The organism is Lentzea pudingi (genome assembly GCF_014646255.1).
Classification (GTDB): Bacteria; Actinomycetota; Actinomycetes; order Mycobacteriales; family Pseudonocardiaceae; genus Lentzea; species Lentzea pudingi.
In genome coordinates, this window is sequence record NZ_BMNC01000001.1 from 20,792 (window position 1) to 44,715 (window position 23,924).

At 69.0% G+C, this 23,924-nt stretch carries 21 protein-coding genes and 1 pseudogene; 15 read left to right on the top strand and 7 right to left on the bottom strand.

The window, feature by feature from the left end:
* Positions 1–3 precede the first annotated feature (3 nt).
* Genes IEY88_RS00100 through IEY88_RS00110 form a run of 3 tightly spaced genes read left to right on the top strand, consistent with a single transcriptional unit; the run spans position 4 to position 2,033 of the window.
* Positions 4–576: a TetR/AcrR family transcriptional regulator gene (locus IEY88_RS00100; RefSeq protein WP_189152478.1), complete on the top strand. Its 573-nt coding sequence runs from the start codon at positions 4–6 to the stop codon at positions 574–576.
* The gene (locus IEY88_RS00105) at positions 573–1,487 is read left to right on the top strand and encodes a TIGR03619 family F420-dependent LLM class oxidoreductase (protein WP_189152479.1); all 915 of its coding nucleotides are present in this window, start codon (positions 573–575) and stop codon (positions 1,485–1,487) included. Before IEY88_RS00100 ends, IEY88_RS00105 begins: the two co-directional genes overlap by 4 nt.
* A 42-nt stretch (positions 1,488–1,529) precedes the next feature.
* Positions 1,530–2,033: an MmpS family transport accessory protein gene (locus IEY88_RS00110; RefSeq protein WP_189152480.1), complete on the top strand. Its 504-nt coding sequence runs from the start codon at positions 1,530–1,532 to the stop codon at positions 2,031–2,033.
* Here IEY88_RS00110 and IEY88_RS00115 read toward each other — a convergent pair.
* Complete coding sequence (locus IEY88_RS00115; RefSeq protein WP_189152481.1) at positions 2,020–2,469, bottom strand: peroxiredoxin; 450 nt, start codon at positions 2,467–2,469, stop codon at positions 2,020–2,022. The genes IEY88_RS00110 and IEY88_RS00115 overlap by 14 nt on opposite strands.
* Before the next feature lie 31 nt (positions 2,470–2,500).
* On the opposite strand from IEY88_RS00115, the gene IEY88_RS00120 reads away from it, so the two are divergent.
* The 7 genes from IEY88_RS00120 to treZ all read left to right on the top strand — a co-directional run bounded on the left by IEY88_RS00120 (position 2,501) and on the right by treZ (position 12,821).
* Complete coding sequence (locus IEY88_RS00120) at positions 2,501–3,412, top strand: LacI family DNA-binding transcriptional regulator (RefSeq protein WP_189153455.1); 912 nt, start codon at positions 2,501–2,503, stop codon at positions 3,410–3,412.
* A 13-nt stretch (positions 3,413–3,425) separates the two neighbouring features.
* Positions 3,426–3,851 carry a RidA family protein gene (locus tag IEY88_RS00125; protein WP_189152482.1) on the top strand — a complete coding sequence of 142 codons (426 nt, stop codon included), beginning with the start codon at positions 3,426–3,428 and terminating at the stop codon, positions 3,849–3,851.
* Between the two features lie 105 nt (positions 3,852–3,956).
* The gene (locus IEY88_RS00130; RefSeq protein ID WP_189152483.1) at positions 3,957–5,771 is read left to right on the top strand and encodes a 4-alpha-glucanotransferase; all 1,815 of its coding nucleotides are present in this window, start codon (positions 3,957–3,959) and stop codon (positions 5,769–5,771) included.
* Positions 5,772–5,865: 94 nt separating this feature from the next.
* On the top strand, positions 5,866–6,168 hold the full coding sequence (locus IEY88_RS00135) for a hypothetical protein (RefSeq protein ID WP_189152484.1): 303 nt from the start codon (positions 5,866–5,868) through the stop codon (positions 6,166–6,168).
* Positions 6,169–6,952: 784 nt separating this feature from the next.
* Positions 6,953–9,058, top strand: a complete 2,106-nt coding sequence (gene glgX / locus IEY88_RS00145) for a glycogen debranching protein GlgX (RefSeq protein ID WP_189152486.1) — start codon at positions 6,953–6,955, stop codon at positions 9,056–9,058.
* The gene (gene treY / locus IEY88_RS00150; protein WP_189152487.1) at positions 9,058–11,136 is read left to right on the top strand and encodes a malto-oligosyltrehalose synthase; all 2,079 of its coding nucleotides are present in this window, start codon (positions 9,058–9,060) and stop codon (positions 11,134–11,136) included. Before glgX ends, treY begins: the two co-directional genes overlap by 1 nt.
* The gene (gene treZ, locus IEY88_RS00155; protein WP_189152488.1) at positions 11,133–12,821 is read left to right on the top strand and encodes a malto-oligosyltrehalose trehalohydrolase; all 1,689 of its coding nucleotides are present in this window, start codon (positions 11,133–11,135) and stop codon (positions 12,819–12,821) included. The genes treY and treZ overlap by 4 nt, the downstream gene beginning before the upstream one ends.
* Here the strand turns inward: treZ and IEY88_RS00160 are convergent.
* Entirely contained in the window at positions 12,740–13,108 is a 369-nt protein-coding gene (locus tag IEY88_RS00160) for an ANTAR domain-containing protein (protein WP_189152489.1), read from the bottom strand. The two genes, treZ and IEY88_RS00160, sit on opposite strands and share 82 nt — an antisense overlap.
* A gap of 162 nt (positions 13,109–13,270) precedes the next feature.
* On the opposite strand from IEY88_RS00160, the gene IEY88_RS00165 reads away from it, so the two are divergent.
* The 4 genes from IEY88_RS00165 (at position 13,271) to IEY88_RS00180 (ending at position 15,286) form a co-directional block, all read left to right on the top strand.
* The gene (locus IEY88_RS00165; protein WP_189152490.1) at positions 13,271–13,450 is read left to right on the top strand and encodes a CsbD family protein; all 180 of its coding nucleotides are present in this window, start codon (positions 13,271–13,273) and stop codon (positions 13,448–13,450) included.
* Positions 13,428–14,054 carry a UdgX family uracil-DNA binding protein gene (locus IEY88_RS00170; RefSeq protein ID WP_189152491.1) on the top strand — a complete coding sequence of 209 codons (627 nt, stop codon included), beginning with the start codon at positions 13,428–13,430 and terminating at the stop codon, positions 14,052–14,054. The genes IEY88_RS00165 and IEY88_RS00170 overlap by 23 nt, the downstream gene beginning before the upstream one ends.
* Positions 14,055–14,355: 301 nt before the next feature.
* A complete protein-coding gene (locus IEY88_RS00175) occupies positions 14,356–14,613 on the top strand; it encodes a helix-turn-helix domain-containing protein (protein ID WP_189152492.1) in 258 nt (85 codons plus the stop codon).
* 166 nt (positions 14,614–14,779) lie between these two features.
* On the top strand, positions 14,780–15,286 hold the full coding sequence (locus tag IEY88_RS00180) for a hypothetical protein (protein ID WP_229692960.1): 507 nt from the start codon (positions 14,780–14,782) through the stop codon (positions 15,284–15,286).
* Here IEY88_RS00180 and IEY88_RS00185 read toward each other — a convergent pair whose 3' ends face one another.
* The 4 genes and pseudogenes from IEY88_RS00185 to gabT all read right to left on the bottom strand — a co-directional run bounded on the left by IEY88_RS00185 (position 15,287) and on the right by gabT (position 21,801).
* Positions 15,287–16,582 carry an amino acid permease gene (locus IEY88_RS00185; RefSeq protein WP_189152494.1) on the bottom strand — a complete coding sequence of 432 codons (1,296 nt, stop codon included), beginning with the start codon at positions 16,580–16,582 and terminating at the stop codon, positions 15,287–15,289.
* A 1,632-nt stretch (positions 16,583–18,214) separates the two neighbouring features.
* Positions 18,215–19,174, bottom strand: coding sequence for a LacI family DNA-binding transcriptional regulator (locus IEY88_RS00190; RefSeq protein ID WP_189152495.1), 960 nt, complete (start codon positions 19,172–19,174; stop codon positions 18,215–18,217).
* A 36-nt stretch (positions 19,175–19,210) separates the two neighbouring features.
* Positions 19,211–20,503: pseudogene (locus IEY88_RS00195) on the bottom strand (aldehyde dehydrogenase family protein); the annotation flags it as partial.
* Between the two features lie 14 nt (positions 20,504–20,517).
* The gene (gabT, locus tag IEY88_RS00200) at positions 20,518–21,801 is read right to left on the bottom strand and encodes a 4-aminobutyrate--2-oxoglutarate transaminase (protein WP_189152497.1); all 1,284 of its coding nucleotides are present in this window, start codon (positions 21,799–21,801) and stop codon (positions 20,518–20,520) included.
* An 81-nt stretch (positions 21,802–21,882) separates the two neighbouring features.
* Between gabT and IEY88_RS00205 the strand changes: the two genes are divergently transcribed.
* Complete coding sequence (locus tag IEY88_RS00205; RefSeq protein ID WP_189152498.1) at positions 21,883–23,142, top strand: PucR family transcriptional regulator; 1,260 nt, start codon at positions 21,883–21,885, stop codon at positions 23,140–23,142.
* On the opposite strand, the gene IEY88_RS00210 is transcribed toward IEY88_RS00205, so the two are convergent.
* Positions 23,116–23,910 (bottom strand): intradiol ring-cleavage dioxygenase, encoded by a 795-nt coding sequence (locus IEY88_RS00210; protein WP_189152499.1) that lies wholly within the window; start codon positions 23,908–23,910, stop codon positions 23,116–23,118. The two genes, IEY88_RS00205 and IEY88_RS00210, sit on opposite strands and share 27 nt — an antisense overlap.
* Positions 23,911–23,924 lie beyond the last annotated feature (14 nt).

Consider the following 23,924-nt stretch of genomic DNA (forward strand, 5'->3'; position numbering starts at 1 on the left):
CCGATGTCCAGCACGACCGAGCAGAAGATCATCGACGCGGCCGTGCGCCTGTTCGCGTCGCAGGGCTACGACGCGACCTCGGTGCAGGAGATCGTCAACGCCGCCGGCATCACCAAGGGCGCGCTCTACCACTACTTCCGCTCCAAGGACGACCTGCTGTTCGAGATCTACCGGCTGCTGATCACGGCCCAGGCAGCCGACATGGACCGGATCATCGGGCTCGGCCTGCCCGCAGGCGAGACGGTGCGCGAGATCCTCGCGTCGCTCGTCTCGTCGACGGCCGAACGGGTCGACGAGACGGCGGTGTTCGTCCGCGAGCTGCACCGGCTCGGCGAGGAGCGGATGACGGACTTCCGCGCCGAACGCCGCCGCTACCACGAGACGTTCCTCGCGGTCGTGGAGAAGGGGCAGGCGGACGGCGAGTTCAGCTCACTGGTCCCCGCCGACACGGTGGTGCGGATCGCGCTCGGGGTCGTGAACCAGCTGCCGATGTGGTTCCGGCCGGACGGGTCGAAGACACCAGGTCAGCTGGCCGGGGAGATCGGGGACTTCGTGCTGGCGGGCTTGGCGGCATGAGGGTCGGCCTCGCCCTGCCCCAGTACGGCCGCTTCGCCGACCCGGCCGTCACGCTGCGGGTGGCCGCCGAGGCGGAGGCCATGGGCTTCGACAGCCTGTGGGTGGGCGACCGGCTGCTGCTCCCGACCGCGCCGCGCGACCGCTACGTCAGCCGCGACGGCGTCGTCCCCACCGAGTACGAGAACTTCCTGGACCCGCTGACCCTGCTCGCCGCGGTGGCGGCGACGACCTCGCGGGCCAGGCTCGGCACGAGCACCCTCAACGCGCTCTGGCAGCCACCCGCGCTGCTCGCCCGCACCGTGACCACGCTCGACCAGCTCAGCGGCGGCCGGATCGACCTCGGCATCGGCGCCGGGTGGTCGCGCGACGAGTACCAGGCGGCCGGTGTGCCGTGGGCGGGCCGCGGTGCCCGGCTGGAGGAGACGCTCGACGTGCTGGACGCCTTCTGGGCGGACGGTCACCTGGTGGCGCACGAAGGTCCGTTGTGGACGGTGCCGGAGTCGGTGGTGAGGGCCAGGCCCGTGCAACGCCCGCGTCCGCCCGTGCTGCTCGCGGGACTGGTACCGGCGGCGTTCACCCGCGTCGCGCGGCGCGCGGACGGCTGGCTCGCCGTCGGCCTGCCGCTGCCGGCGCTCACCGCGACCATCGCGTCGATCCGCAAGCAGGCCGGGTCGTACGGCCGCGACCCGGACGCGCTGCGGTTCCCGTTGCGGATCAACCCGCACGTCACCACCGAGAAGGCCGACCCGGCGCACGTGCCGCACACCGGCACCGTCGGGCAGCTCGCGGACTACGCGCGGACGGTCGACGGGGTCGTGGACGAAATGTTCGCCGACTTCCAGCAGACCGCGGGATCAGTCGACGAGTACCTGGACCTCGCGGGGGAGTTGCTCGCCGCTCTCCGGAGGTAACGACGGCTCAGGGGAGATCGACACCTCCGGTGAGGGGGTCCCATGTCGCACCAGCCACCGGAGTACGGCCTCGCACCGCCGTTGCACGGCGACGCGCCCAAGACGCGGACAGGCCCGTGGATCTTCCTGCTCGTCCTCGCACTGCTGGCCGTCGGCGGCGTGGTGTACGGGCCTCGGGTGTTCGACGCGGCCCGCAACGCCGTCCAGACCGCCGAACCCGAGCCCGCGCCGCCGCCCGCGGTGGTGCCCGAACCTCCCGCCGCACCGGCGAAACGGGTGGTCGTGTTCGAGGTGACCGGCACGGGCAAGGCCTTCAACGTCACCGCGACCGTCGGCACGTCCATCCACAACGAGTCGAGCGTGACGCTGCCGTGGACGCGCACCGTCGAGGTGCCCGCGGACACCGCCTCCAAGTCCGTGATGCTCGTCGTGGTCGCGGGCCCGGACGGCGCCGAGGTGCACGGCAAGTACACCGTCGACGGCGCGACTGTCCGCGAGGGCAAGGCTTCCGGGCCCTACGGCGTGCTGACGATCACCGACTCCTGAGTGCCTCCAGCGCCTTGTCCGCGTGCGCGTTCATCGAGAACTCGCTCTTGATCACCTCGATGATCTCGCGGCCGGTGCCGATGACGAACGTGTGCCGCTTGACCGGGATCGGCCCGAACCTGCGCTTGACCCCGAACAGCTCCGCGACCTCGCCTGCCACGTCGGCGAGCAGCGGGTAGTCGAAGCCGTTCAGCTCCGCGAACTCCTTCTGCGTCGCCACGTCGTCGCGCGAGATGCCGACGCGCTGCGCGCCCGCCTGCGCGAACTCGCTCGCCAGGTCGCGGAAGTGGCAGCTCTGCGCGGTGCACCCGGACGTCATCGCGGCGGGGTAGAAGAACAGCACGACCGGGCCGTTCCCGAGCAGTTCGGAGAGCTTGCGCTCGGTGCCGTCCTGGTCGGGCAGGGAGAAGTCGGGGGCGAGGTCGCCGGGCTTCATGGATCTCCAATACGCTCGGGCCGTGACCAGCATGTCCGACGTGGCCAAGGCCGCAGGGGTGTCCGCTGCGACCGTATCGCGTGCCCTGCGGGGCGAACCGGGCGTGTCCGAGGCGACCAGGCAGCACGTGAGCGAGATCGCCCGGCGGATGAAGTACGCGATCGCGCGCGACGCCTCCTCTTTGGCCGGTGGCCGCCGGTACGCGATCGCGGTGCTGACGTCCGAGGTGAGCCCGGTGCTCGCGGGCGCGGAGGGCGCGTTGCGGCAGGCCGGCTACGACGTGCTGCTCTACGTGCTGGGTGACGCGGACGGGCGCGCGAAGTTCTTCGGCGAGCTCCCGCTGGGCCGCCGTGTGGACGGTGTGCTGCTGCTGTCGATGTCGCTGTCCTCGGCGGAGCGGACGGCGTTGGAGTCGTTGGAGGTCCCGCACGTCACGGTCGACGACACCGATCTGCGCCACGCGCTGCAGACCGCTGTCTCGCACCTGCTGACCCTGGGGCACCGCGACGTGGCGCTGGTGCTCGCCGACGGCGTGGACGAGTCGTACGACGAGATCCTGGTCGCCGCCGGGCTCTCCGTGCGTCCTGAGTGGACGGTGTGGTGCTCGCCGACCGTCGACGGCGGCGAGCAGGTGGTCGACGTCCTGCTCGACGGCGAACGCCTGCCCACCGCGGTGATCAGCTCGAACGGCGCCGCGGCGGTCGGGATCTTCCTGCGCATGCAGCGGGACGGGCGCGCGGTGCCGGACGAGGTGTCGATCGTGTCGCTGGACGGGCAGGAGCTCACCCGCGTCGTCGGGCTGACCTCCGTCGAGGGGGCGGCCAAGGAGCAGGGGGAGCGGGCCGTCGCCGACCTGTTCACGCTGATCAGGGGCGGGGAGATCGAACCGGCGGAGCACCCGGTGCGGCTGGTCGTGCGCAACTCCAGCGGGCCGGTCGCCTGAGTACTGTGGCGCCATGCCCGTCCCAGAGCGCCTGACCGAGCTCCCCGACCTGCCCACCACCCCCGGCTACGCCCACGCCGTGACGGTCACCGGCACGCTCGCGTTCGTCTCCGGTCAGGTCGCGGTCGACGCCAGGGGCTGCGTGGTCGGGGTGGACGACCTGGCGGCGCAGACGCGGCAGGCGCTGGGCAATCTTCATCACATCATTCGAGGTTTGGGCGCGAACTGGTCGGATGTCGTCAAGTTCACCTGGTTCGTCATCGACGCCTCGGACGTGCAGACCATTCGCGACGTGCGTGACGAGATCCTGCGTCCCGTGCTGGGGGACGTGCCCAACCCGGCCAGCACGCTGGTTCAGGTCGCCGCCTTGTTCGGGCCCGACTTCCTGGTCGAGGTCGAAGCCGTCGTGGCTGTTCCACGAGAAGCATCGGATGTCTAAGTGAATGCATCTCTGCGTAGGTGTCCCGACCGGCCTGCACCCTTCGGGTGACCAGGGACCATTTGCTCTGGTAATGCGGACCGGGCTGTGACATAGGTTGTAGTTGTGGAGAAGTTGGTGGCGCGGCTGGCGGACGCTTGGGGCGTGGCCACTCGGTACGAGAACGCGGACCAGCAAGAGGTCGTCGTCGATCACGAGGTCGTCGTCAAGGTCCTCGCCCAGTTCGGGGTCGACGCGTCCACTGAGGACTCGGTCGCCCGCGAGCTCGCCGAGGTCGAGCGGCGCCGGGCCGAGCAGAAGCTCCCGCCCACGATCGTCATCCGCGAGTACGAGACGTACGACCTGCGCGGTCCCGCGACCATCGAGCTCGAGGACGGCACGTCGTTCGCCGTCGAACGGCACGTCCCCGACTCGGTCCCGCTCGGCTGGCACCGCGTGGTGACGCCGGAGCAGACCGTCACGCTCGCCGTCGCACCGAGGACGCTGCCGGAGGTCCCGCACACCTGGGGCTGGATGCTGCAGCTCTACGCCGCGCGCTCGAAGGAGTCGTGGGGGATGGGCGACTTCGCCGACCTCGCCACGATCGCGCGCCGCTCGTCCCTCGAACTCGACGCCGGCGTGGTGCTCGTCAACCCCGTGCAGGCCCCGGCACCGACGCACCCCGTCGAGCGCTCGCCGTACTCGCCGACCAGCCGCCGGTTCGCGAACCCGCTGTACCTGCGCGTCACCGACACCGCCGAGTTCCTGTCGGCCTGCCCGCGCACCCGGCAGCTCGTCCGCGACCTCAAGCCCGAGAACCAGGACCTGATCGACTACGACGCCGTCTGGGAGGCGAAGAGGCAGGCCCTCGAGCTGCTCTTCCCCGGCGGCGAGGTCGAGATGGATGCCGAGCTGGAGAAGTTCGCGACGTACTGCGCGCTCGCCGAGATCCACGGCGCGGACTGGCGCGAGTGGCCGGAGGACCGCCCGGAGCCGCCTGCGGACCGGGTCGCCTTCTACGCCTGGCTGCAGCACCTCTGCACCCGTCAGCTGCAGGACGTGCGGCTCGCCGCGCACGAGGCCGGCATGGCCGTCGGCGTCATCCACGACCTCCCGGTGGGCGTGGCCCCCGGCGGCGCCGACACGTTCGCCGACCCCGACGTGTTCGCCATCGACGTCACGGTCGGCGCGCCGCCCGACGCGTTCAGCGCGGACGGCCAGGGCTGGGGGCTGCCGCCGTGGCGCCCGGACAAGCTCGCCGAGACCGGCTACCGGCCGTTCCGGCAGGTGGTGCGCAGCGTCCTGCAGCACGCCGACGGAATCCGCATCGACCACGTCGCGGGCCTGTGGCGGCTCTGGTGGATCCCGCCGGGCGAGCCGCCGTCGCGCGGCACGTACGTCTACTACGACGCGGACGCCATGCTCGGCGTGCTCGCGCTGGAGGCGTACCGGGCCGGCGCGGTCGTGGTGGGCGAGGACCTCGGCACGGTCGAGCCGATCGTCACCAAGACCCTGCAGGAGAACGGCATGCTGACCAGCGCCGTCCTCTACTTCCAGCGCGACTACTACGCCGAGGGCGAGCCGCTGATCCCGCCGTCGCAGTGGAACCCCAACCAGATGGCCAGCATCTCCACGCACGACCTGCCGACCGCGGCGACCTTCTTCGCGGGCCCGGACGGCCCCGACTTCGACGCGTTGATGCGCCAGGAGGGCATCAAGCCCGCGGACAGGGTCGAGGGCGCCCACGAGCTGCTCGCGCAGTCTCCCTGCGCGCTGGTCCTGACCTCACCCCAGGACGCTCTGCGGGAAACCCGGCAGCCCAACGTGCCGGGCACGATCGACGAGCACCCGAACTGGAGAATTCCCCTTCCGGTGGCGCTGGACGAATTTTTCCCACGAGTCAGGGAAGTCACCAGGCCACTCCGCAACCGCGGAAGATGAAACTTTTGCGCAACGGCAGGTCATAGACCTGGGGAGTACGATAAGGCCGTCACCGGACGGCGGAAGACGAACGTTCTTGGAGGTGGCGTACCAAATGAGCTCAGCCGTGGGCACGCGGACATCGACCGGCGTGCTTGAACTGGCCGTCGAACAGGTTCTCGCCTCGGTGAGGCCGACCGCACTCGGCGACCCGGTGGTCGGGGCACGGCGCGCGGAGGAATCGCTGCGTGACGCGCTGCGGGGCACAGGTCCCGTGGAGGACAACACCGCCCTGCAGCTCGCGCTGGCGTGCGCGGAGGCCGCTTGTGAACACCTGAAGTACGTGGAGATCCAGGAGGCACGCACGCTGCTGACCGCCGCCCGCGGTCAACTCGTGCTGGCGCACGAAGGAGTTTGACTGCATTCGGTAATCGCCTGTGGATGACGATCACACGATCGAATTAAGCCGCTCCCACTCTCGTGAGAACCCTTCCGCATGGGCCCGGAATTGTCGGTGCCCACTCGTAGGGTTCGCAGTGTGATCGTCCACCAGGCACACCGGCTCGCATTCGACCCGACGCAGGCGCGGGCACTGTCCGCGCACTGTGGCGCCGAGAGGTTCGCGTTCGACTGGGGCGCGTCGAACCAGACAGGCGGATCAGCACCGCGACGGCGTCCACCACCTCGTGGTCGACGTGGTCGAGGGCCCTACCGCGTCCCGGATGCGGAGCAGCCGCCGACTCGCCCGGGCTGCCGCCGGGTTCCGGCGCCGACCGGCGTGCGAAACGCGCCGGCGGGGTGGTCGTCAGGTCGCGGCAGCTCGCTGGTTCCCGCGTCGAAGACCTGCTCGCGTTGCGGGGTGGTGAAAACCGGGCTGCCGCCGCACATCCGGGTGTTTCGCCGCGAGTCGTGCGGGGTAGTGGTCGGTCGAGATCCGAACGCGCACGCAACCTCGGAGCGTTGGTGGTGAGCAGACAGGTGCTGGAGAGGCCGGAGACCTGGAGCCGCAAGGCTCGAACGGACGTGGAGCCGACCGGAGGACCCGCGCCGCGCGGGCCGGTGGCCGGGAAGCGTCCACCTCGCACCGGGCAACCGGGTCAGACGAGGACCTGGACCACCGGAATCGGTGTGGTGCAAGCACCTCACCGCCCGGATATGGTCTGTCGGTAGCCCGCCGCTTGTGAACGAGGAGCAACAGCATCGTGCGACCCTGGCCTGGAAGGCCCTACCCGCTTGGCGCTGGATATGACGGCGTAGGTACGAACTTCGCCCTGTTCTCCGAGGTCGCGGAGTACGTCGAGCTCTGCCTCTTCGACGACGACGGCACAGAGACACGCGTGAGGCTGCCCGAGGTGGACGGCTTCGTCCACCACGGTTACCTGCTGGGCGTCGGCCCCGGTCAGCGCTACGGATACCGCGTGCACGGCCCGCACGACCCCGCCCGCGGCCTGCGGTGCAACCCCAACAAGCTGCTGATCGACCCGTACGCCAAGGCCATCTCGGGCGGTCTCGCGTGGGACGAGGCGCTGTACGGGTACAAGTTCGGGTCGCCGGACGAGCGCAACGACGCCGACTCCGCTCCCCACGTGTCGAAGTCCGTGGTGGTGAACCCGTTCTTCGACTGGACGAACGACAGGCTGCCCAAGACGCCGTACAACGAGAGCGTCATCTACGAGGCGCACGTCCGCGGTCTCACCATCGACCACCCGGAGATCCCGCCGCGGCTGCGCGGCACGTACGCGGGTCTCGCGCATCCGGTGATGATCGACCACCTCATCAAGGTGGGGGTCACCGCGGTCGAGCTGATGCCGGTGCACCAGTTCATCAGCGACCACACTCTGGCGGAGCGCAGGCTCAGCAACTACTGGGGTTACAACACGATCGGGTTCTTCGCGCCGCACGATGGCTACTCGGCGTTGCCGCTGAACCAGGTGCAGGAGTTCAAGGGCATGGTGCGCGCCATGCACCAGGCGGGCATCGAGGTCATCCTCGACGTGGTCTACAACCACACTGCGGAGGGCAACCACCTCGGGCCGACGTTGTCGATGCGCGGTATCGACAACGAGTCGTACTACCGGCTCGAGGACGAGAACCCGCAGTACTACACGGATTACACGGGTACGGGTAACTCGTTGAACGTGCGGTCGCCGCACACGTTGCAGCTGATCATGGACTCGTTGCGGTACTGGGTCACCGAGATGCACGTGGACGGTTTCCGGTTCGACCTGGCGGCGACGCTGGCGCGGGAGTTCTACGACGTCGATCGGCTGGCGACGTTCTTCGAGGTCGTGCAGCAGGACCCGGTGGTGTCGCAGGTCAAGCTGATCGCGGAGCCGTGGGACGTCGGTCCCGGTGGCTACCAGGTCGGCAATTTCCCTCCACTGTGGACGGAGTGGAACGGCAAGTACCGCGACACCGTGCGCGACTTCTGGCGCGGCGAGCCGGCAACGCTCGGCGAGTTCGCCTCCCGGATCACGGGCAGCAGCGACCTCTACCAGGACGATGGCCGCCGCCCGTACGCGTCGATCAACTTCGTGACGGCGCACGACGGCTTCACGCTCAACGACCTGGTGTCGTACAACGAGAAGCACAACGAGGCCAACGGCGAGGACAACCAGGACGGGGAGAGCCACAACCGGTCCTGGAACTGCGGTGTCGAGGGCCCGACGGACGACGAGGAGATCCTCGCGCTCCGGCGGCGCCAGCGGCGCAACCTGATGGCGACGATGCTGCTCTCGCAGGGCGTGCCGATGATCGTGAACGGCGACGAGTTCGGCCGCACGCAGAACGGCAACAACAACGCGTACTGCCAGGACAACGAGGTCTCGTGGGTCGACTGGTCGTTGCTGGAGGCCAACGCCGAGCTCGCCGAGTTCACCTCGGAGCTCGCGAAGTTCCGCAAGGCGCACCCGGTGTTCCGCCGCCGCAGGTTCTTCGCGGGCCGGCCGATCCGCAAGGGTGACGAGCTGCGCGACATCGCGTGGTTCACGCCCGCGGGCGAGGAGATGACCGAGCAGAACTGGGAGGACGACCTGGGCAAGTGCATCGTCGTCTTCCTCAACGGCGAGGGCATCCCCGACCTCGACTCGCGCGGCATGCGCGTGACGGACGACTCGTTCCTGATGGCGTTCAACGCGCACTACGAGGACATCGAGGTGACGTTGCCGGAAGCGGATTACGGTCCTGAGTGGAGGGTCGTCGTGGACACCACGACCGGTCAGGTCGGCGGCAACGAGAAGCCGGTGGCGGCGTCCGGGCAGCTCACGCTGACCGCACGGTCGCTCGTCGTGTTGCAGCGGGTCGGCTGATGGGCGCGCCGTCCTCGACGTACCGGGTCCAGTTCACCCCGTCCTTCACGTTCGCCGACGCCACCGGCATCGCGGACTATCTGGCGCGGCTGGGCGTCGGCGCGCTGTACGCGTCGCCGATGCTCGACGCGCGGGAGGGCTCGACGCACGGCTACGACGTCACCGATCCGACGCGGGCGCGGCCCGAACTCGGTGGCGACACCGAGCGGGTCGCCCTCCAGGACCGGCTGAAGTCGCTCGACCTCGGGCTGGTCGTCGACATCGTGCCGAACCACATGGTGGTGCCGAACCCGTGGTGGGAGGACGTTCTCGAACACGGGCAGGCTTCCGAGTACGCGCGGTACTTCGACATCGACTGGTCCTCGGGCAAGGTGCTGTTGCCGGTGCTCGGCGAGGACGCCGAGGACGAGGTCCACGAGCACTACCTGAAGGCGAACTGGCGGCGGGGCAACACCGAGCTCAACTACCGCAGGTTCTTCGACATCACCGAGCTCGCGGCGATCCGGGTCGAGGACCCGGAGGTCTTCGAGGCGACGCACCGCGCGGTGCTGTCGTGGGGTGTCACGGGGTTGCGCATCGACCATCCGGACGGGCTCGCCGACCCCGGCGGCTACTTCCGGCGGCTGCGCGAGCACTTCGACGGCTGGCTCGTCGTGGAGAAGATCCTCGGGCCGGACGAGGCGCTGCCGCAGAGCTGGCCGGTCGACGGCACCACGGGCTACGACGCGCTGCGCGAGATCTGCGGCGTGTTCATCGCCCCGACCGAGGCCTTCGCGGGCGATTTCCACACGGTCGAGCACACGTCGCGGCAGCAGGTCGCGGACTCGATCCTGGTGGCCGAGGTGCGCCGCATCGCACGGCTCGTGCAGGGCGTCGAGTTCGAGGACGCCTGCCGCGCCGTCGCCGAGGTGATGGTCAACTTCCCGGTGTACCGGTCGTACCTCCCGGAAGGCCTGCACCACTGGGAGACCGCGGTCGCGCTGTCGAAGTCGCCCGCCGTGCGCGCGCTGGACGAGCAGGTCCGCGCCGACCCGCACGGTGAGCTGGCGACCAGGATCCAGCAGACGTCCGGCATGGTCGTCGCGAAGGGCACCGAGGACACCGCCTTCTACCGGTACACGAACTTCGTGGCGCTCAACGAGGTCGGCGGCTCGCCGGACCGCTTCGGGCTGCCCGTCGACGAGTTCCACCAGCGCGCGGCCCGGCGTGAGTCCGCGGAGCCGGCCGCGATGACGGCGCTGTCCACGCACGACACCAAGCGCTCGGAGGACGTCCGGGCGCGGCTCGCCGTCCTGGCGGAGATCCCGGACGAGTACCTGGCGTTCGAGTCCGCGATGACCGCGAAGCACGGCATCTCCGAGCCGACGCTGAACCGCCTGGCGTGGCAGTCGGTCGTCGGCGCGTGGCCGCTCACCGAGGAGCGCCTCGGCCAGTACCTGGAGAAGGCCTCCCGCGAAGCCAAGATCAAGACGTCGTGGGTCGACCGGAACACCGAGTTCGACGCCGAGGTGGCCGCGTGGCCCGCCAAGGTGTTGAACGAACCCGAGGTCGCCTCGTTCGCCGAACGGCTGAAGGCACCCGGCTGGTCGAACTCGCTGGGACAGAAGCTGGTCCAGCTCACCGCACCCGGCGTGCCGGACGTGTACCAGGGCACCGAGCTGTGGGACTTCTCCCTGGTCGACCCGGACAACCGCCGGCCGGTCGACTACGACGTGCGCCGGGAGATGCTGGCGCGCATCGAGTCCGGCTGGCTGCCCGAGGTCGACGACTCGGGCGCGGCGAAGCTCCTCGTGGTGCAGAAGGCCCTGCACGTGCGCAAGCGCGGCCTGCACGGCTACCGCCCGCTGCACGCCGAGGGCCCGGCCGCCGAGCACGTGCTGGCGTTCGAACGCTCCGGCGTGATCACGGTGGCGACGCGGTTGCCGGTCGGGCTGGAGCAGAAGGGTTGGCAGGACACGGTTCTGCCGTTGCCGGGTACCAAGTGGACGGACGTCCTCACCGGGCGGACCGCGACCGCGGACCTGGCCTCGTTGCTCGACACCTATCCGGTAGCGCTGCTCGTGCAGGGGGACCAGTGAGCTTCTCCGTCTGGGCGCCGACGCCCGAGTCGGTGCACGTGCGCGTCGACGGCTTCGACCACGAGATGAAGCGCGACGGCGACTGGTGGTTTTCCGCCGAGATCGATCCTGGGGCGGAGGGCACCGACTACGCCTTCGTCATCGAAGGTCAGGCGTACCCGGATCCGCGGTCGCTGTGGCAGCCGAACGGGGTGCACGAGGCATCCCGGGTGTACCGCCACGACTTCGCGTGGACCGACAGCGGGTGGACCGGCCGGGCGTTGCCGGGCGGCGTGATCTACGAGCTGCACATCGGCACGTTCACGCCGGAGGGCACGTTCGACGCGGCCATCGGCAAGCTCGACCACCTGGTGGACCTGGGCATCTCGTTCGTCGAGGTCATGCCGGTCAACAGCTTCGACGGCGTCGAGGGCTGGGGTTACGACGGCGTCCTGTGGGGCGCCGTCCACGAGCCCTACGGCGGCCCGGACGGCTTCAAGCGGTTCGTGGACGCCTGTCACGCCCGAGGGCTCGCCGTGCTGCTGGACGTGGTCTACAACCACCTCGGGCCGTCCGGCGCGTACCTCGACAAGTTCGGGCCGTACTTCGCCGGGCGCAACGACTGGGGTCCTGGCCTCAACCTGGACGGGCCGGGCTCCGACGAGGTGCGCCGGTACGTCGTCGACAACGCGCTGCAGTGGTTGCGGGACTTCCACGTCGACGGGCTGCGGCTCGACGCCGTGCACGCGCTGGCGGACCAGCGGGCGACACACGTCCTGGAGGAGCTGGCCGTCGAGGTGGACGCACTCTCCGCGTCCGTCGGCCGTCCGCTCACGCTGATCGCCGAGTCCGACCTGAACGACGCGAAGCTGGTGACGGCGCGCGAAGGTGGCGGCTACGGCCTGCACGCGCAGTGGTCGGACGACCTGCACCACTGCCTGCACGTCGCACTGACGGGTGAGAAGTTCGGTTACTACGAGGACTTCGCGGCGCCAGGGGCGGTGAAGAACACGCTGGAGAAGGTGTTCTTCCACGCCGGCACCTGGTCCTCGTTCCGGGAGAAGCACCACGGCAAGCCGGTCGACACCGCGCTGATCCCCGGTCACCGGTTCCTGGCGTACACGCAGAACCACGACCAGGTCGGCAACCGGGCGACGGGGGACAGGCTGCCCGCGACCGTGTCCACGGGGAAGTTGTTGTGCGCGGCGGCGATCGTGCTCACCTCGCCGTACACGCCCATGATCTTCATGGGGGAGGAATGGGCCGCGTCGACGCCGTGGCAGTTCTTCGCGTCGTTCCCGGACCAGCACCTCGCGGAGGCCGTTCGCACCGGCCGGCGGCGTGAGTTCTCGCGGCACGGGTGGGGTGAATCGGACGTTCCGGACCCGATGTCGCCGCAGACCGTCGAGAACTCGCGGCTGCGCTGGGACGAGGTCCGGGAAGGTGAGCACGGGAAGGTGCTGGACACCTATCGCGCGCTGATCGCGTTGCGCCGCTCCCGCCCGGAGCTGGCCGACCCGCGGCTCGACAGGTTCGTGGTGGAGCAGGACGGGGAGTGCTTCGTGTTGCACCGCGGTACGACCCGCGTGGTGGTGAACCTCGGCACGACCCCCGTCCCGCTGCCTCAGGGAGAAGTGCTGCTGACTTCCTCGGCGATCCCGTCGTCGCTCCCACCGGACTCGTTCGCGGTGGTCGCGTCGACGTGATCCCACAGCATCTGGTCGGCCAGGTCGACAGGTCGTCCTAGTTGGGCGTGCACGAACGCCATCACCAGCCGGTCGGCGGCGACGTGCAGCTTGATGTTGTGGTGCTGGGATATGTGCACCAGCAGCTGGAACGCCTGCTGGGGTGTGCAGGGTTTGCGTGCGGCGATCAGGCCCGTGGCCTGCCCGATGACTGTCCGGGACACCAGAGCTTTGCGCAGCCCCGCCACCTCGGCCTCGAGGGCGGTGATTCTCGCGGACGACACCGCCGACTCCTTTCGCGTCGTCATGGTCACAGCGGCATGCCGGTGTGACGACGGGCTCTGGAGCTGCATTGCGAAGGGCGGGCACACCCAGAGCAAGCCGTCACATCGGCTTGCGGCTGGGTTCTCAACCGCGAGTGATCACCTTATCAACTGTTTCGGGCGGTGCTCGCCGGGTAACCGTGTTGCATGGGTGCCGATGAGAAGTTCGAGAACAAGGCGGAAGAGCTCAAGGGCCGCGCGAAGGAAGCCGTCGGCGACGCCACCGACAACGAGCAGTGGCAGGCCGAGGGCCGCGCCGAGCGCGCCAAGGGCTCACTCAAGCAGGCCGGCGAGAAGGTCAAGGATGCCTTCAAGTCAGCCAAGTAAGAAGGTTGCGGGCGCCGCCCAGTTCGTCCCCGAGGGGAAGAGCTGGGCGGCGCTTCATGCTGCGTCGAAGGGTTGTCGCGGGTGCGACCTGTTCCAGGACGCCACGCAGACCGTGTTCGGCGAGGGGCCCGTACCGGCGCGGTTGATGATGGTGGGCGAGTGTCCCGGTGATCGCGAGGACACCGACGGTCACGTGTTCGTGGGCCCGGCCGGGCGGTTGCTGGACAAGGCGTTCGAGGCCGCGGGCGTGGATCGTTCGAAGACGTACCTGACGAACGCGGTGAAGCACTTCCGGTTCACCGAACGGGGGAAGCGCCGGATCCACCAGACGCCTCGGCGTGGTGAGGTCGTGGCGTGCTTCCCGTGGCTGCGCGAGGAGATCCGGGTGGTGCAGCCCCGGATCGTGGTCGTGCTGGGGGCCGTCGCGGCCAAGGCGGTGCTGGGGCCGTCGTTCAAGCTGACCGAGCACCGCGGCGAGGTGCTGGAGCACGAGGGCCTGCGGGTCGGGGTGACGGTGCACCCGTCGTCCGTGGTGCGGGCGGAGAACTTCACCGAGGCGTTCGACGCTTTCGTGGCCGATCTGAAGGCCGTGCAGAAGTCCTAGCCGCTCAGGGCGTTGCCGTGCGGAAGCAGTCCTGAAACGGGACAACCCCCGGACGACTCCTGCAGCGCAGGTCGAGCGGGACCAGCGCTCGAAGTCCGGGGGTCGGGTGGCTGCCTGGGTTTACGACTAGGCGTCACCACAAGGCGGTCCTATCGGACAGCCACCTCACGAGTCCTGTTGCTGTACAACTTCGGACCACCTCCTCTCGTGTGTACTGCGAACCTACGTCGGGATCGCCGGGCCTCGCAACGGACTTTTCTCACGTCACCTCGGGCGCCTGTTTCGCGTAGAATCCGCAGGCATGGTGCGCATCCCCCTGACGTCACTGGAACGGGAGCGCGGCAGGCGGCTCGGTCAGATGCTGCGGGACGCCCGCGGCGACGAGAGCATGGTCGAGATCGCGGCCCGCGCCGGCCTGTCCGCCGAGACCGTGCGCAAGATCGAGACGGGACGCGCCCCCACGCCGTCGTTCTTCACCATCGCCGCGCTCGCGGGTGCGCTCGGGATCTCGCTCGATTCCATCAACGAAGTGCTGACTCCGCAAAGCCGATCGGCTTAGTTCCCCCGATGGTGGGGCCTTCGGCTTGAGCGGGTTAACACTAAAGTCGGAGAACTCCGGCAATTCCCGGAACGATCCTTGACTTCGCTTCCCGCCCCGTGCTCCGGTGGAGCCGCGAGATTCGCTCTTCTCGATGCAGGGGGAAACGGTGAAATTCATTTCAGCTGTGATCGCTGCGTTGTTCGCGTTCACCCTCGTTGGTGCTCCGGCGGCGTCCGCAACGGCAGAAGCGCAGATCAGCAGGGCCAACCTGCTCAAGCGGGCGGCTGTCTGGCTGACCGCGAACAACGGCAAGCAGGTGCCGTACAGCATGTCGAAGTACTGGAAGGACGGGTACCGGCAGGATTGTTCGGGCTTCGTTTCGATGGCCGCGACCCTGGGCAACGCGAATCCCAAGGGCGGGCCGAACACGGTCGCTCTCGCGACCAGCAAGTACACGACGCCCATCAAGATCGCGGACCTGAAGCCCGGTGATCTTTTCATCGACCCGGTCGACGAGCCCGGCGACGACTTCCGCCACGTCGTGATCTTCGAGAAGTGGACGAAGGCGGACAAGTCGCAGTACATGGCCTACGAGCAGCGCGGCAGCCACGGCACCGACCACCGCGTGCTCACGTACGGCCTGAAGAACACCAAGTACAAGCCCTACCGGTTGAAGAACGTCACCGGCTGATCACCGCGTCCGGTCGTGGCCGCGCAGGCGCAGCGCCGACCTGCTGAGCGCCACCGCGGCGATGACGGCGACGAGCACGCCCGTGGACAGGATCTGCCCGCGGGCCTGCTCGTCGCTGAGCATCAGCACGATGATCGCGGCGATCGCCGCCAGCGCCAGCCAGGACAGGTACGGGTGACCCCACATGGGAACCGCGGGGTTCGTCGTGGTGCGGCGCAACCGGATCTGCGAGACGGCGATGAACGCCCAGACGACCAGCAGTGCTGAGCCCACCGCGTTGAGCAGCAGCAGGAACACCGTGTCCGGCCACAGGTAGTTGAGGAGCACGGAGAAGAAGCCGAACGCCGTGGACGCCAGCACCGCGTTGCGCGGCACGCCGTTCTTCTTGTGCAGCAAGGCTTTCGGTGCCTCGCCGCGTTCGGCCAGCGAGCTCAGCATGCGCGCGGCGCCGTAGAGGGTGGCGTTGATGGCGCTCAGCAGCGCCACGAAGATGACGACGTTCATGATCTGAGCGGCCGCCGGGATCCCGATCTTGTCGAGGACCGCGACGTACGGGCTGGCGCCTACCTCGGAGTCGTTCCACGGCAGGAGTGTCACGACTACGGCCATCGAGCCGAGGTAGAAGACGAGCAGCCGGGTCATGGACGTCCGGACTGCTTTTTTGATGGCGTGCCTGGGGTCTTCCGCATCGGCGGCGGCGATCGTGACGACCTCCAGGCCGCCGAACGCGAACACCACGGCCATGAACCCGGCGATCACGCCTGACCAGCCGTTGGGGAGGAAGTCGCTGAGGTTGCTGGTGCCGGGGGAGTCGACGTTCGGGAGCAGGCCTGCGATGGCCGCTGCGCCCAGGGCCAGGAAGAGGACGATCGCGGCTACTTTGAGGCCTGCGAACCAGAACTCGAACTCGCCGAAGTTGCGGACGTTGGTGAGGTTCACGGCGGTGAGCGCGGTCATGAAGATCAGGACCCAGGTCCATTGCGGGACCGCTGGTGCCCAGCCTGACGCGATCTTGGCTGCGCCTGTTGCTTCTACTGCTAGGACTACGCCTACCGCTGCCCAGTAGGTCCAGCCGACCGTGAAGCCCGCCCACGGGCCGATCGCCTTTTCCGCGTGCACCGAGAAGGCGCCGCCGCTGGGGTGTTCGGCCGCCATTTCTCCCAGCATGCGGAGGATCAGCAGGGCCAGGGTTCCGGCCAGGGCGAAGGAGATCAGCACTGCCGGGCCTGCCAGGGCTATGCCGGCGCCAGTGCCCACGAAGAGGCCCGCTCCGATCACGCCTCCCAGCGCGATCATGGTTACATGCCGTTCCCGCAGGTGAGTCACGCTCTCGAGCCCCGTTCAAGTGTGCCGCTGGCGGGCCGATAGTGAGTTCATGGCGGCGGAGAGTCAAATCGTGTGATCGGAGTTACACCGAGCTGACGTTAGTGAGGGTGAGATCCATGAACTCGCCTGAGGGAGTACTGCCTTCCGGGGGACTGCCTGCCCAAACCCTGCCTGCTGGGGCCTTGCCTGCTGGAACTCTGCCGCGGCTTGACACCTTTTCCGGGGCTATCGAGCGGTTCTCGGAGTGGGGGTGGTTGGTGTTGCGGTCGGAGAACCGGTTGTTGCTGACCACTGATCACTCGGTGTCCGCTGTGGAGATGGCTGCTGGGGTTGGTGGGGAGGTGCAGCGCTTCCTGTCCTTGCGGATGCTTGGGGGGCCGGTGGTGGTGTTGCCTGGTGTTGGGGGCATGGCGGGGCGGTGGTTGTTGCTTACCGAGTCTGCTGATGAGGCTTCTCAGGTCAATTTGATCCGGTTGCGGGCTCGGGGGGCGTTGACCCATCGGTTGGGGACGTTGGTGCCGTTGCCTCCCTCTCGGATCGGTGGGGGTGGGGTTCGGTGGTTGGGGGACGTTGGTGGGCGGCCGTTCTTGCCTCCGTTTTCGGCTGTGGTGGCGGGTTTGAGGGCTGTTACGGAGAGTTCTGGGCTTCGGTGAGCGGGTCTGGTGGGTGCCTTGCGGTACGCGGCCTGGCGGGTGGTTGCCTTGCGGGCGGCCCGGTCTCCTTGCGTGCTTCCCCTGGGGGCTCTGCCCCCAGACCCCCGGCAATCTGATCAGGGGGGCCCGCGCCACGAGCGGGTAGATGGCACGCCTGTTGCTTAGGGCGGCTGCCGGTTGAGTTGTGTGGTGGCGTCGGCGGTGGGGTCCCATCACGAGCCGAGCCAAGAGCGGGCCACATGCCTGGAGGGGTGTCAAGCGGACGAAAAGCGTGTCCGCTTGACACCCCTCCAGGCATGCAGCAAGTGCTATGGCGCGACTCGTGATGGGACCCCACCGCCCAGTGCGCTTGCTAAAGACGAAAGACGGACTGCTCGCCTGCGGCATCGCGTGATCCGGCTGGCGGGAGGTCGTCTCTTTGTGCGTACTGCTTGATTCCGCGTACCAGTTGTCCGGGGCTTTCACGATCACTGTATCGATTGATCGGGGGCTTGCCTGCTTTGGAGGTTCTTGCCCATTCTTGCGGTGTTCTTGACACTTCGGAATCGAGGGAGAGGGGGGTTGGCTGATGCAGGTCACGGCGTGGCTGATGGCCTGGAGCCTCTGCGTGACCTCCGGGTTGTGAGGGATAGCCCGGTTGCGTTGCAAATTCACTCCACAGGAGGCGTCTGAGGCTCTACGGTTTATGGGTCGGACACCTTGGAAGGAGCTTGGCATGGACGGGTACGAGAATCTCGCCGACGAGGATGGCCACGTTCGCGGGTACGACTAGGAGTGCTCTGCTGGCCGCGTTGGGGAGCCGTCCCGAAGTGGCTCCCCGGTGGCTGAGTGGGTTTGTTCGCCCTTGTTCGTTCGCGAGGGTAAAGCGCCTCGGGCGTGAATGGCCGTGGTGACGAGGTCCGTTCTACCGAACTGTCGGCGGGCAGGATCTCCCACGGTGTGGCGTCGGTCAGGCCTGCGGCGGGGGTGCCGTGCTCGATCGGGGCACGAGAGTTGTGGGGAGTTCGCGGTGTTCTGCCGGGCCGCCGTCTAGGAGGGTGGCCAGGAGGTCCACCGCTGCCTCGCCTGCTGTTTCGGTCGGCATGTGGACCGTCGTCAGGGCTGGGGAGCACATCGTCGCGTAGAGGATGTCGTCGAAGCCGGTCACGCTGATCTCGTCCGGCACCTTGACGTTGTTCGCTGCCAGGTGGGCCAGTGCGCCCAGGGCCATCAGGTCGTTGTAGGCGATGAACGCCGTTGCGCCGGTTTTGAGTGCTTGTTCTGCCGCCTTGTAGCCGCCGTTGAAGTTCGGGTCGAACGAGCCGAGCAGGTGTGCCCGGTCTGCGAGGCCCTGCATCCTGCGGTTGTTCGACCAGGCTGCGGCTGGGCCGCCCAAGTAGACGTAGTTCTTGTGGCCCAGGGATTCCAGGTGGGTGACCATTTGGTCCATGCCGTTGGCGCTGTCCATCAGGACCGACGAGACGCCTGGGACGATCCTGTTGATCAGGACCAGCGGGGTCAGGGCCGCCAGGTCCACGATCGTTTCGTCGGACAGCAGGGACGCGCAGAGCACCACGCCGTCCACCTGGGCTGCCATCGTGCGGACCAGCTCGGCCTCGGTGTCCGCGTCTTCCCTGCTGTCGCAGAAGAACACCGAGGTGCCCGCCTCGCCCGCCCTCGTCTGCACCCCTCGCAGGACGGAGGGGAAGAACGGGTTGAGGAGGTCGGGCACCACGATGCCGAGGTTTCCGGTCCTGCCGGTGATCAGGCTGCGGGCCGCTCTGTTCGGCTGGTAGCCGAGGCGCGCCACGATTTCCAGGACCCGTTGCCGGGTGGTTTCCTTGACCAGGCCCGGTGCGCTCAGGGCGCGCGAGACCGTCGAGACGGAGACCTGCGCCTGGCGAGCTACATCCCTGATCGTGACGGCCACGCGCACATCATCGCAGTCAAGGTCAAGTAGACCTGGTCACAACTCCAGGCCGGTGAGGACCAGGACTCGTTGTTCGGTGAGGTCGTCCATGGCCGCTCGCAGGCCCTCGCGGCCGGTGCCGGACTCCTTCACGCCGCCGTACGGCATCTGGTCCGCCCGGTAGCTCGGCACGTCGCCCACGATCACGCCGCCCACCTGGAGTCGTTGCGCGGCGCGGAAAGCCAGTCGTACGTCGGTGGTGAACAGGCCTGCCTGGAGGCCGTACCGGGAGGCGTTGACGCGGTCGAACGCCTCCTCGACGCTGTCCACCCTCGTCAGCGTCACGACCGGGCCGAAGACCTCCTCGGCGTCGACCTTCGAGCCCTCCGCCACGTCGGTCAGGACGGTGGGGGCGTAGGTGCGGCCGTCGCGGGTGCCGCCGGTGAGGACGGTGGCACCGGCCTCCTGTACCCAGGCCTCCACGCGGTCGGCCGCGGCGTCGTTGATCAACGGGCCCACGTCGCCGGCCACGTCGAGCTTGTTCACGTGCCGCACAACGGCTTCCGAGACCGCGTCGTACAGGTCGGTGTGCACGTAGACGCGCTGCACCGAGATGCACGACTGGCCCGCCTGGTACATCGCGAACGTGGCGATGCGCTGTGCCGCGAACTCGAGGTCCTGCCAGTCGGGGGCGACGATCGCGGCCGCGTTGCCGCCCAGTTCCAGGGTGACGTGCTTGCGCGGCACCCGGTCCTTGATGCCCCAGCCGACCGGGCCGGAGCCGGTGAACGAGACCACCGGCAGGCGCGGGTCCTCGACCAGCGCGGCGGTGTCCTCATTGGACAGGTGCAGGACCGAGAACGCGCCGCCGGGCAGGTCGGTCTCCGCCAGCAGGTCGCCGAGCAGGAACGCGGCCTTCGGTGTGGACGGCGCGGGCTTGAGCACGATGGGGGCGCCGACGGCCAGTGCCGGGGCGACCTTGTGCGCCACCAGGTTCAGCGGGAAGTTGAACGGCGCGATGCCCAGCACCGGGCCGCGCGGGACCCGGCGGACCAGCGCGAGACGGCCCTCGGCGGACGGGTCGGTGTCGAGGCGCTGCAGTTCACCGGAGAAGCGGCGAGCCTCCTCCGAGGCCCAGCGGAACGTGGAGATCGCACGGGTCACCTCGATGCGCGCCCACTTCAGCGGCTTGCCCGAGTCGTCGTTGATGGCCTGCGCGAACTCCTCCGCGCGTTCGGCCAGGCGGCGTGAGACGTGGTCCAAAGCGGACGCACGGCGGTGCGCGGGCAGTGCGGCGAGTTCGGGCGCGACGGCGACGGCCTTCGTGACGGCGTTCTCGACGTCTTCGGGAGTGTGGAAGGGAATCATGCGAGCAGAGCTCCTTCGAGCACGTCGAGTCCTTCGGCGAGCAGGTCGTCCGGGATGACCAGCGGGGGCAGCAGACGGATCACGTTGCCGTAGGTGCCGCACGTCAGCACGACGACACCCTGTTCGTGGCACGCCTTCGCGACGCGCGCGGCGACGTCGGGCGTGCGTTCGGTGAACTCGATGGCGAGCATCGCGCCACGGCCGCGGACGTCGGCGATGACGTCGGTCTTTTCCGCGATCGCCCGGAGCCGGGTCAGGACGGTCTCCTCGATGCGGCGGGCGGACGCGTTGAGGTCGCGTTCGCGCATCGTGCGGATCGCACCCAGGGCCGCCGCGCACGCCACCGGGTTGCCGCCGTACGTGCCACCGAGACCGCCGACGTGCACGGCGTCCATGATCTCCGCGCGACCGGTGACGGCGGCGAGCGGCAGCCCGCCCGCGATGCCCTTGGCCGTGGTGATCAGGTCGGGGACGACGCCCTCGTGGTCGAGCGCGAACCACGACCCGGTGCGGCAGAAGCCGGTCTGGATCTCGTCGGCGACGAACAGCACGCCGCGCTCCCGGCACCACTGCGCGATCGCCGGCAGGAAGCCCTCGGCGGGGGTGATGAAGCCACCCTCGCCCTGGATCGGCTCGATCACCACGGCGGCGGTGTTGTCCGCGCCTACCTGCTTCTCGATCGCGGCGATGGCCCGCCGCGCGGCGTCCAGGCCGGTGAGGCCGTCGTGCAGCGGGTAGGACGTCGGCACGCGGTAGACCTCGGGCGCGAACGGGCCGAACCTGTGCTTGTACGGCATGTTCTTGGCGGTCAACGCCATCGTGAGGTTCGTGCGGCCGTGGTAGCCGTGGTCGAACACCACGACGGCCTGCCTGCCGGTGACGTGCCGGGCGATCTTGACCGCGTTCTCGACGGCCTCGGCGCCGGAGTTGAACAGCACCGAGCGCTTCTCGTGGTCGCCCGGCGTGAGCTCGTTCAGCTGCTCGCAGACCTCGAGGTAGCTCTCGTACGGCGTGATCATGAAGCAGGTGTGGCTGAACCTGTCGATCTGCGCGTGCACGGCCTCGGCGACGGCGGGGGCGGGGTTGCCGGCGTTCGTGACGGCGATGCCGGAACCGAGGTCGATGAGCTGGTTGCCGTCGACGTCGATCAGCAGGCCGTCGTCGGCGGAGTCGATGTAGGCGGGCAGCGTGGAGCCCACCCCGGCGGCCACGGCGCCCTTGCGCCGCGCCTGGAGCTCCAGTGACTTGGGACCGGGGATCGCGGTGCGCAGTCGGGTCATGTGCTCAGCATGGCCCTGGTCAGCGCGGTGCGCAGTATCTGAAATGGCGATCTGGGGCGTGCTGGTTGTACAAAGTGGCACATGCCCATCACGGTGCGGGACCTCGCGGGGAAGCTGGCGCTGCCGGTGCTGGCCGGGGACGTGTCGAAGCCGGTCGGGTGGGTGCACGGGACGGAGTTGGAGGACCCGACGCCGTTCCTGGAGGGCGGTGAGCTGCTGCTGACCACGGGCCTCAGTGCGATTCGGGACGGTTACGTCGAACGGCTCGTGCGCGCGGGGGTCGTCGGGCTCGGCTTCGGCACCGGGCTGGGGCACGACGTCGTGCCGGCCTCTCTGGTGCGGGCGGCGGAGGAGGCGGGCCTGGGGCTCGTCGAGGTGCCGCGCGAGGTGCCGTTCATCGCCATCAGCAAGGCGGTGTCGAAGGCCCTGGCCGCCGACGAGTACGCCGCCCTGACGAGGACCAGCGAGGCCCAGCGCGCGCTCACCAGGGCCGCGGTCCGGGCCGGTGTCGAGGGGGTGGTGCGCAGGCTCGGCCAGTGGATCGACGGCTGGGCCGTGCTCCTCGACGCGGCCGGGCAGCCTGTGCACGCCCACAACCCCCGCCTGGTCCCGGACCTGAGCGCCGAGCTGGCCCGGCTGAGGACCGCGGGCGGTCTGGCCAGCATCGCGTTCGAACTCGACGGTGAGCACGTGTTCCTCCAGGTGCTCGGCAGCCGGGCCCGAGGAGTGCTGGCGGTCGGCAGTGCCAGGCCCGATCCGGGGATCGTCAACACGGCGGCGTCGCTGCTCGTCCTCGCGCTCGCCCAGCACGATTCCGTCGACGCGGCGAGGAAAGAACTTCGCGCCGGGCAGTTCCTGTTGCTGCTGAACGGGATCCCCGTCGACGGCCTGCCGGACCGGTTCCGCGTGCACCTCGTCGACGAACCACCCGACGACGGCTTCTGGGCCCAGCACGAAGGCCGGATCGTCGTGCTGGCAGGGGAGTCCGACGGCTTCGCATCGTCCGAAGTGGACGTCACGGCGGTCGCGCGCGGCTATCGCGAGGCCCAGCAGGCGAAGAAGGCGGGCGTGCGGAGGTTCGAGGAACTCGCGGGCACCCTCGAGGTCCCGGACGGGTTCGCGGAGGCGTTGCTCGGGCCGCTCGACGCCGAGACCCGCGAGACGCTGCGGGTCTGGTTGCGCCACCACGGTTCCTGGGACCCGGCGGCCGCGGAGCTCGGCGTGCACCGGCACACGCTGCGCAACCGGGTGCGCAGGGCCGAGCAGGCGCTGCGACGGTCGCTCGACTCGCCCGGCCTGCGTGCGGAGCTGTGGCTAGCCCTCCACCGCGAAGATCAGTGAGGCGGTGTAGCCGGACGCGACGTCGCCCGACATCGTCGCCATCTGGTGGTCGACGCCGTCGCGGAAGACCATGTCCTGCTCGAGGGTCGTCCGCGACATGTTCCGCACGCTCTGGGTGTAGCCGGTCGTGCCGTAGACCTCCTTGCACGTCGTCTCGGGCAACGCGAGCTGCGAGGTCGTGATCTTGTTGCCGGCCCTGGTCGCTTCGGCGAGGCTCGGGTAGACCTCGAAGTGGATGTGCGGCCAGCGTCCCGCGTACGCGCCGGGGAAGACGCTGACGAACTCCAGCTTCCCGGACGCGTCGGTCTCCTGGACGCCGCGCAGGAAGTTCTCGCCTTTCACGCGGTCCGAGTACATCGAGTAGTCGCCGTTGATGTCGCAGTGCCACAGGTAGACGGCGGCGCCCGTGAGCGGCTTGCCGTCGTCGTCCTGCACCGTCAGGTCGATCGTCAGCCGCACGCCCTCGGCCGTGCGGGTCGAGGAGCCGAAGCTGGAACGGATGTCCGAACGCACGATCCCGCTCTGCGTCAACGCGTTCGGGCCGTTGGAGCCGTCGCCGGGGTACGGGCCGGCGGTCTCCTCGGGGATGGTCGCCAGCGGTGAGCCGTCCGCCGCGGACGTGGTGGTCGTGGTCGCGGTGCTGGTCGTGGTCGACGGGGCGCAGGCCACGAGCGTGAGGCCTGCGCCGCCGAGCAGCGTCAGCGCCCGCCTGCGCCCGAGGAGCGTGGCGAGGTCGAACTGGAGGCCGCGGTCGTGGTTGTCCGTCATGCGACCCAGATTGG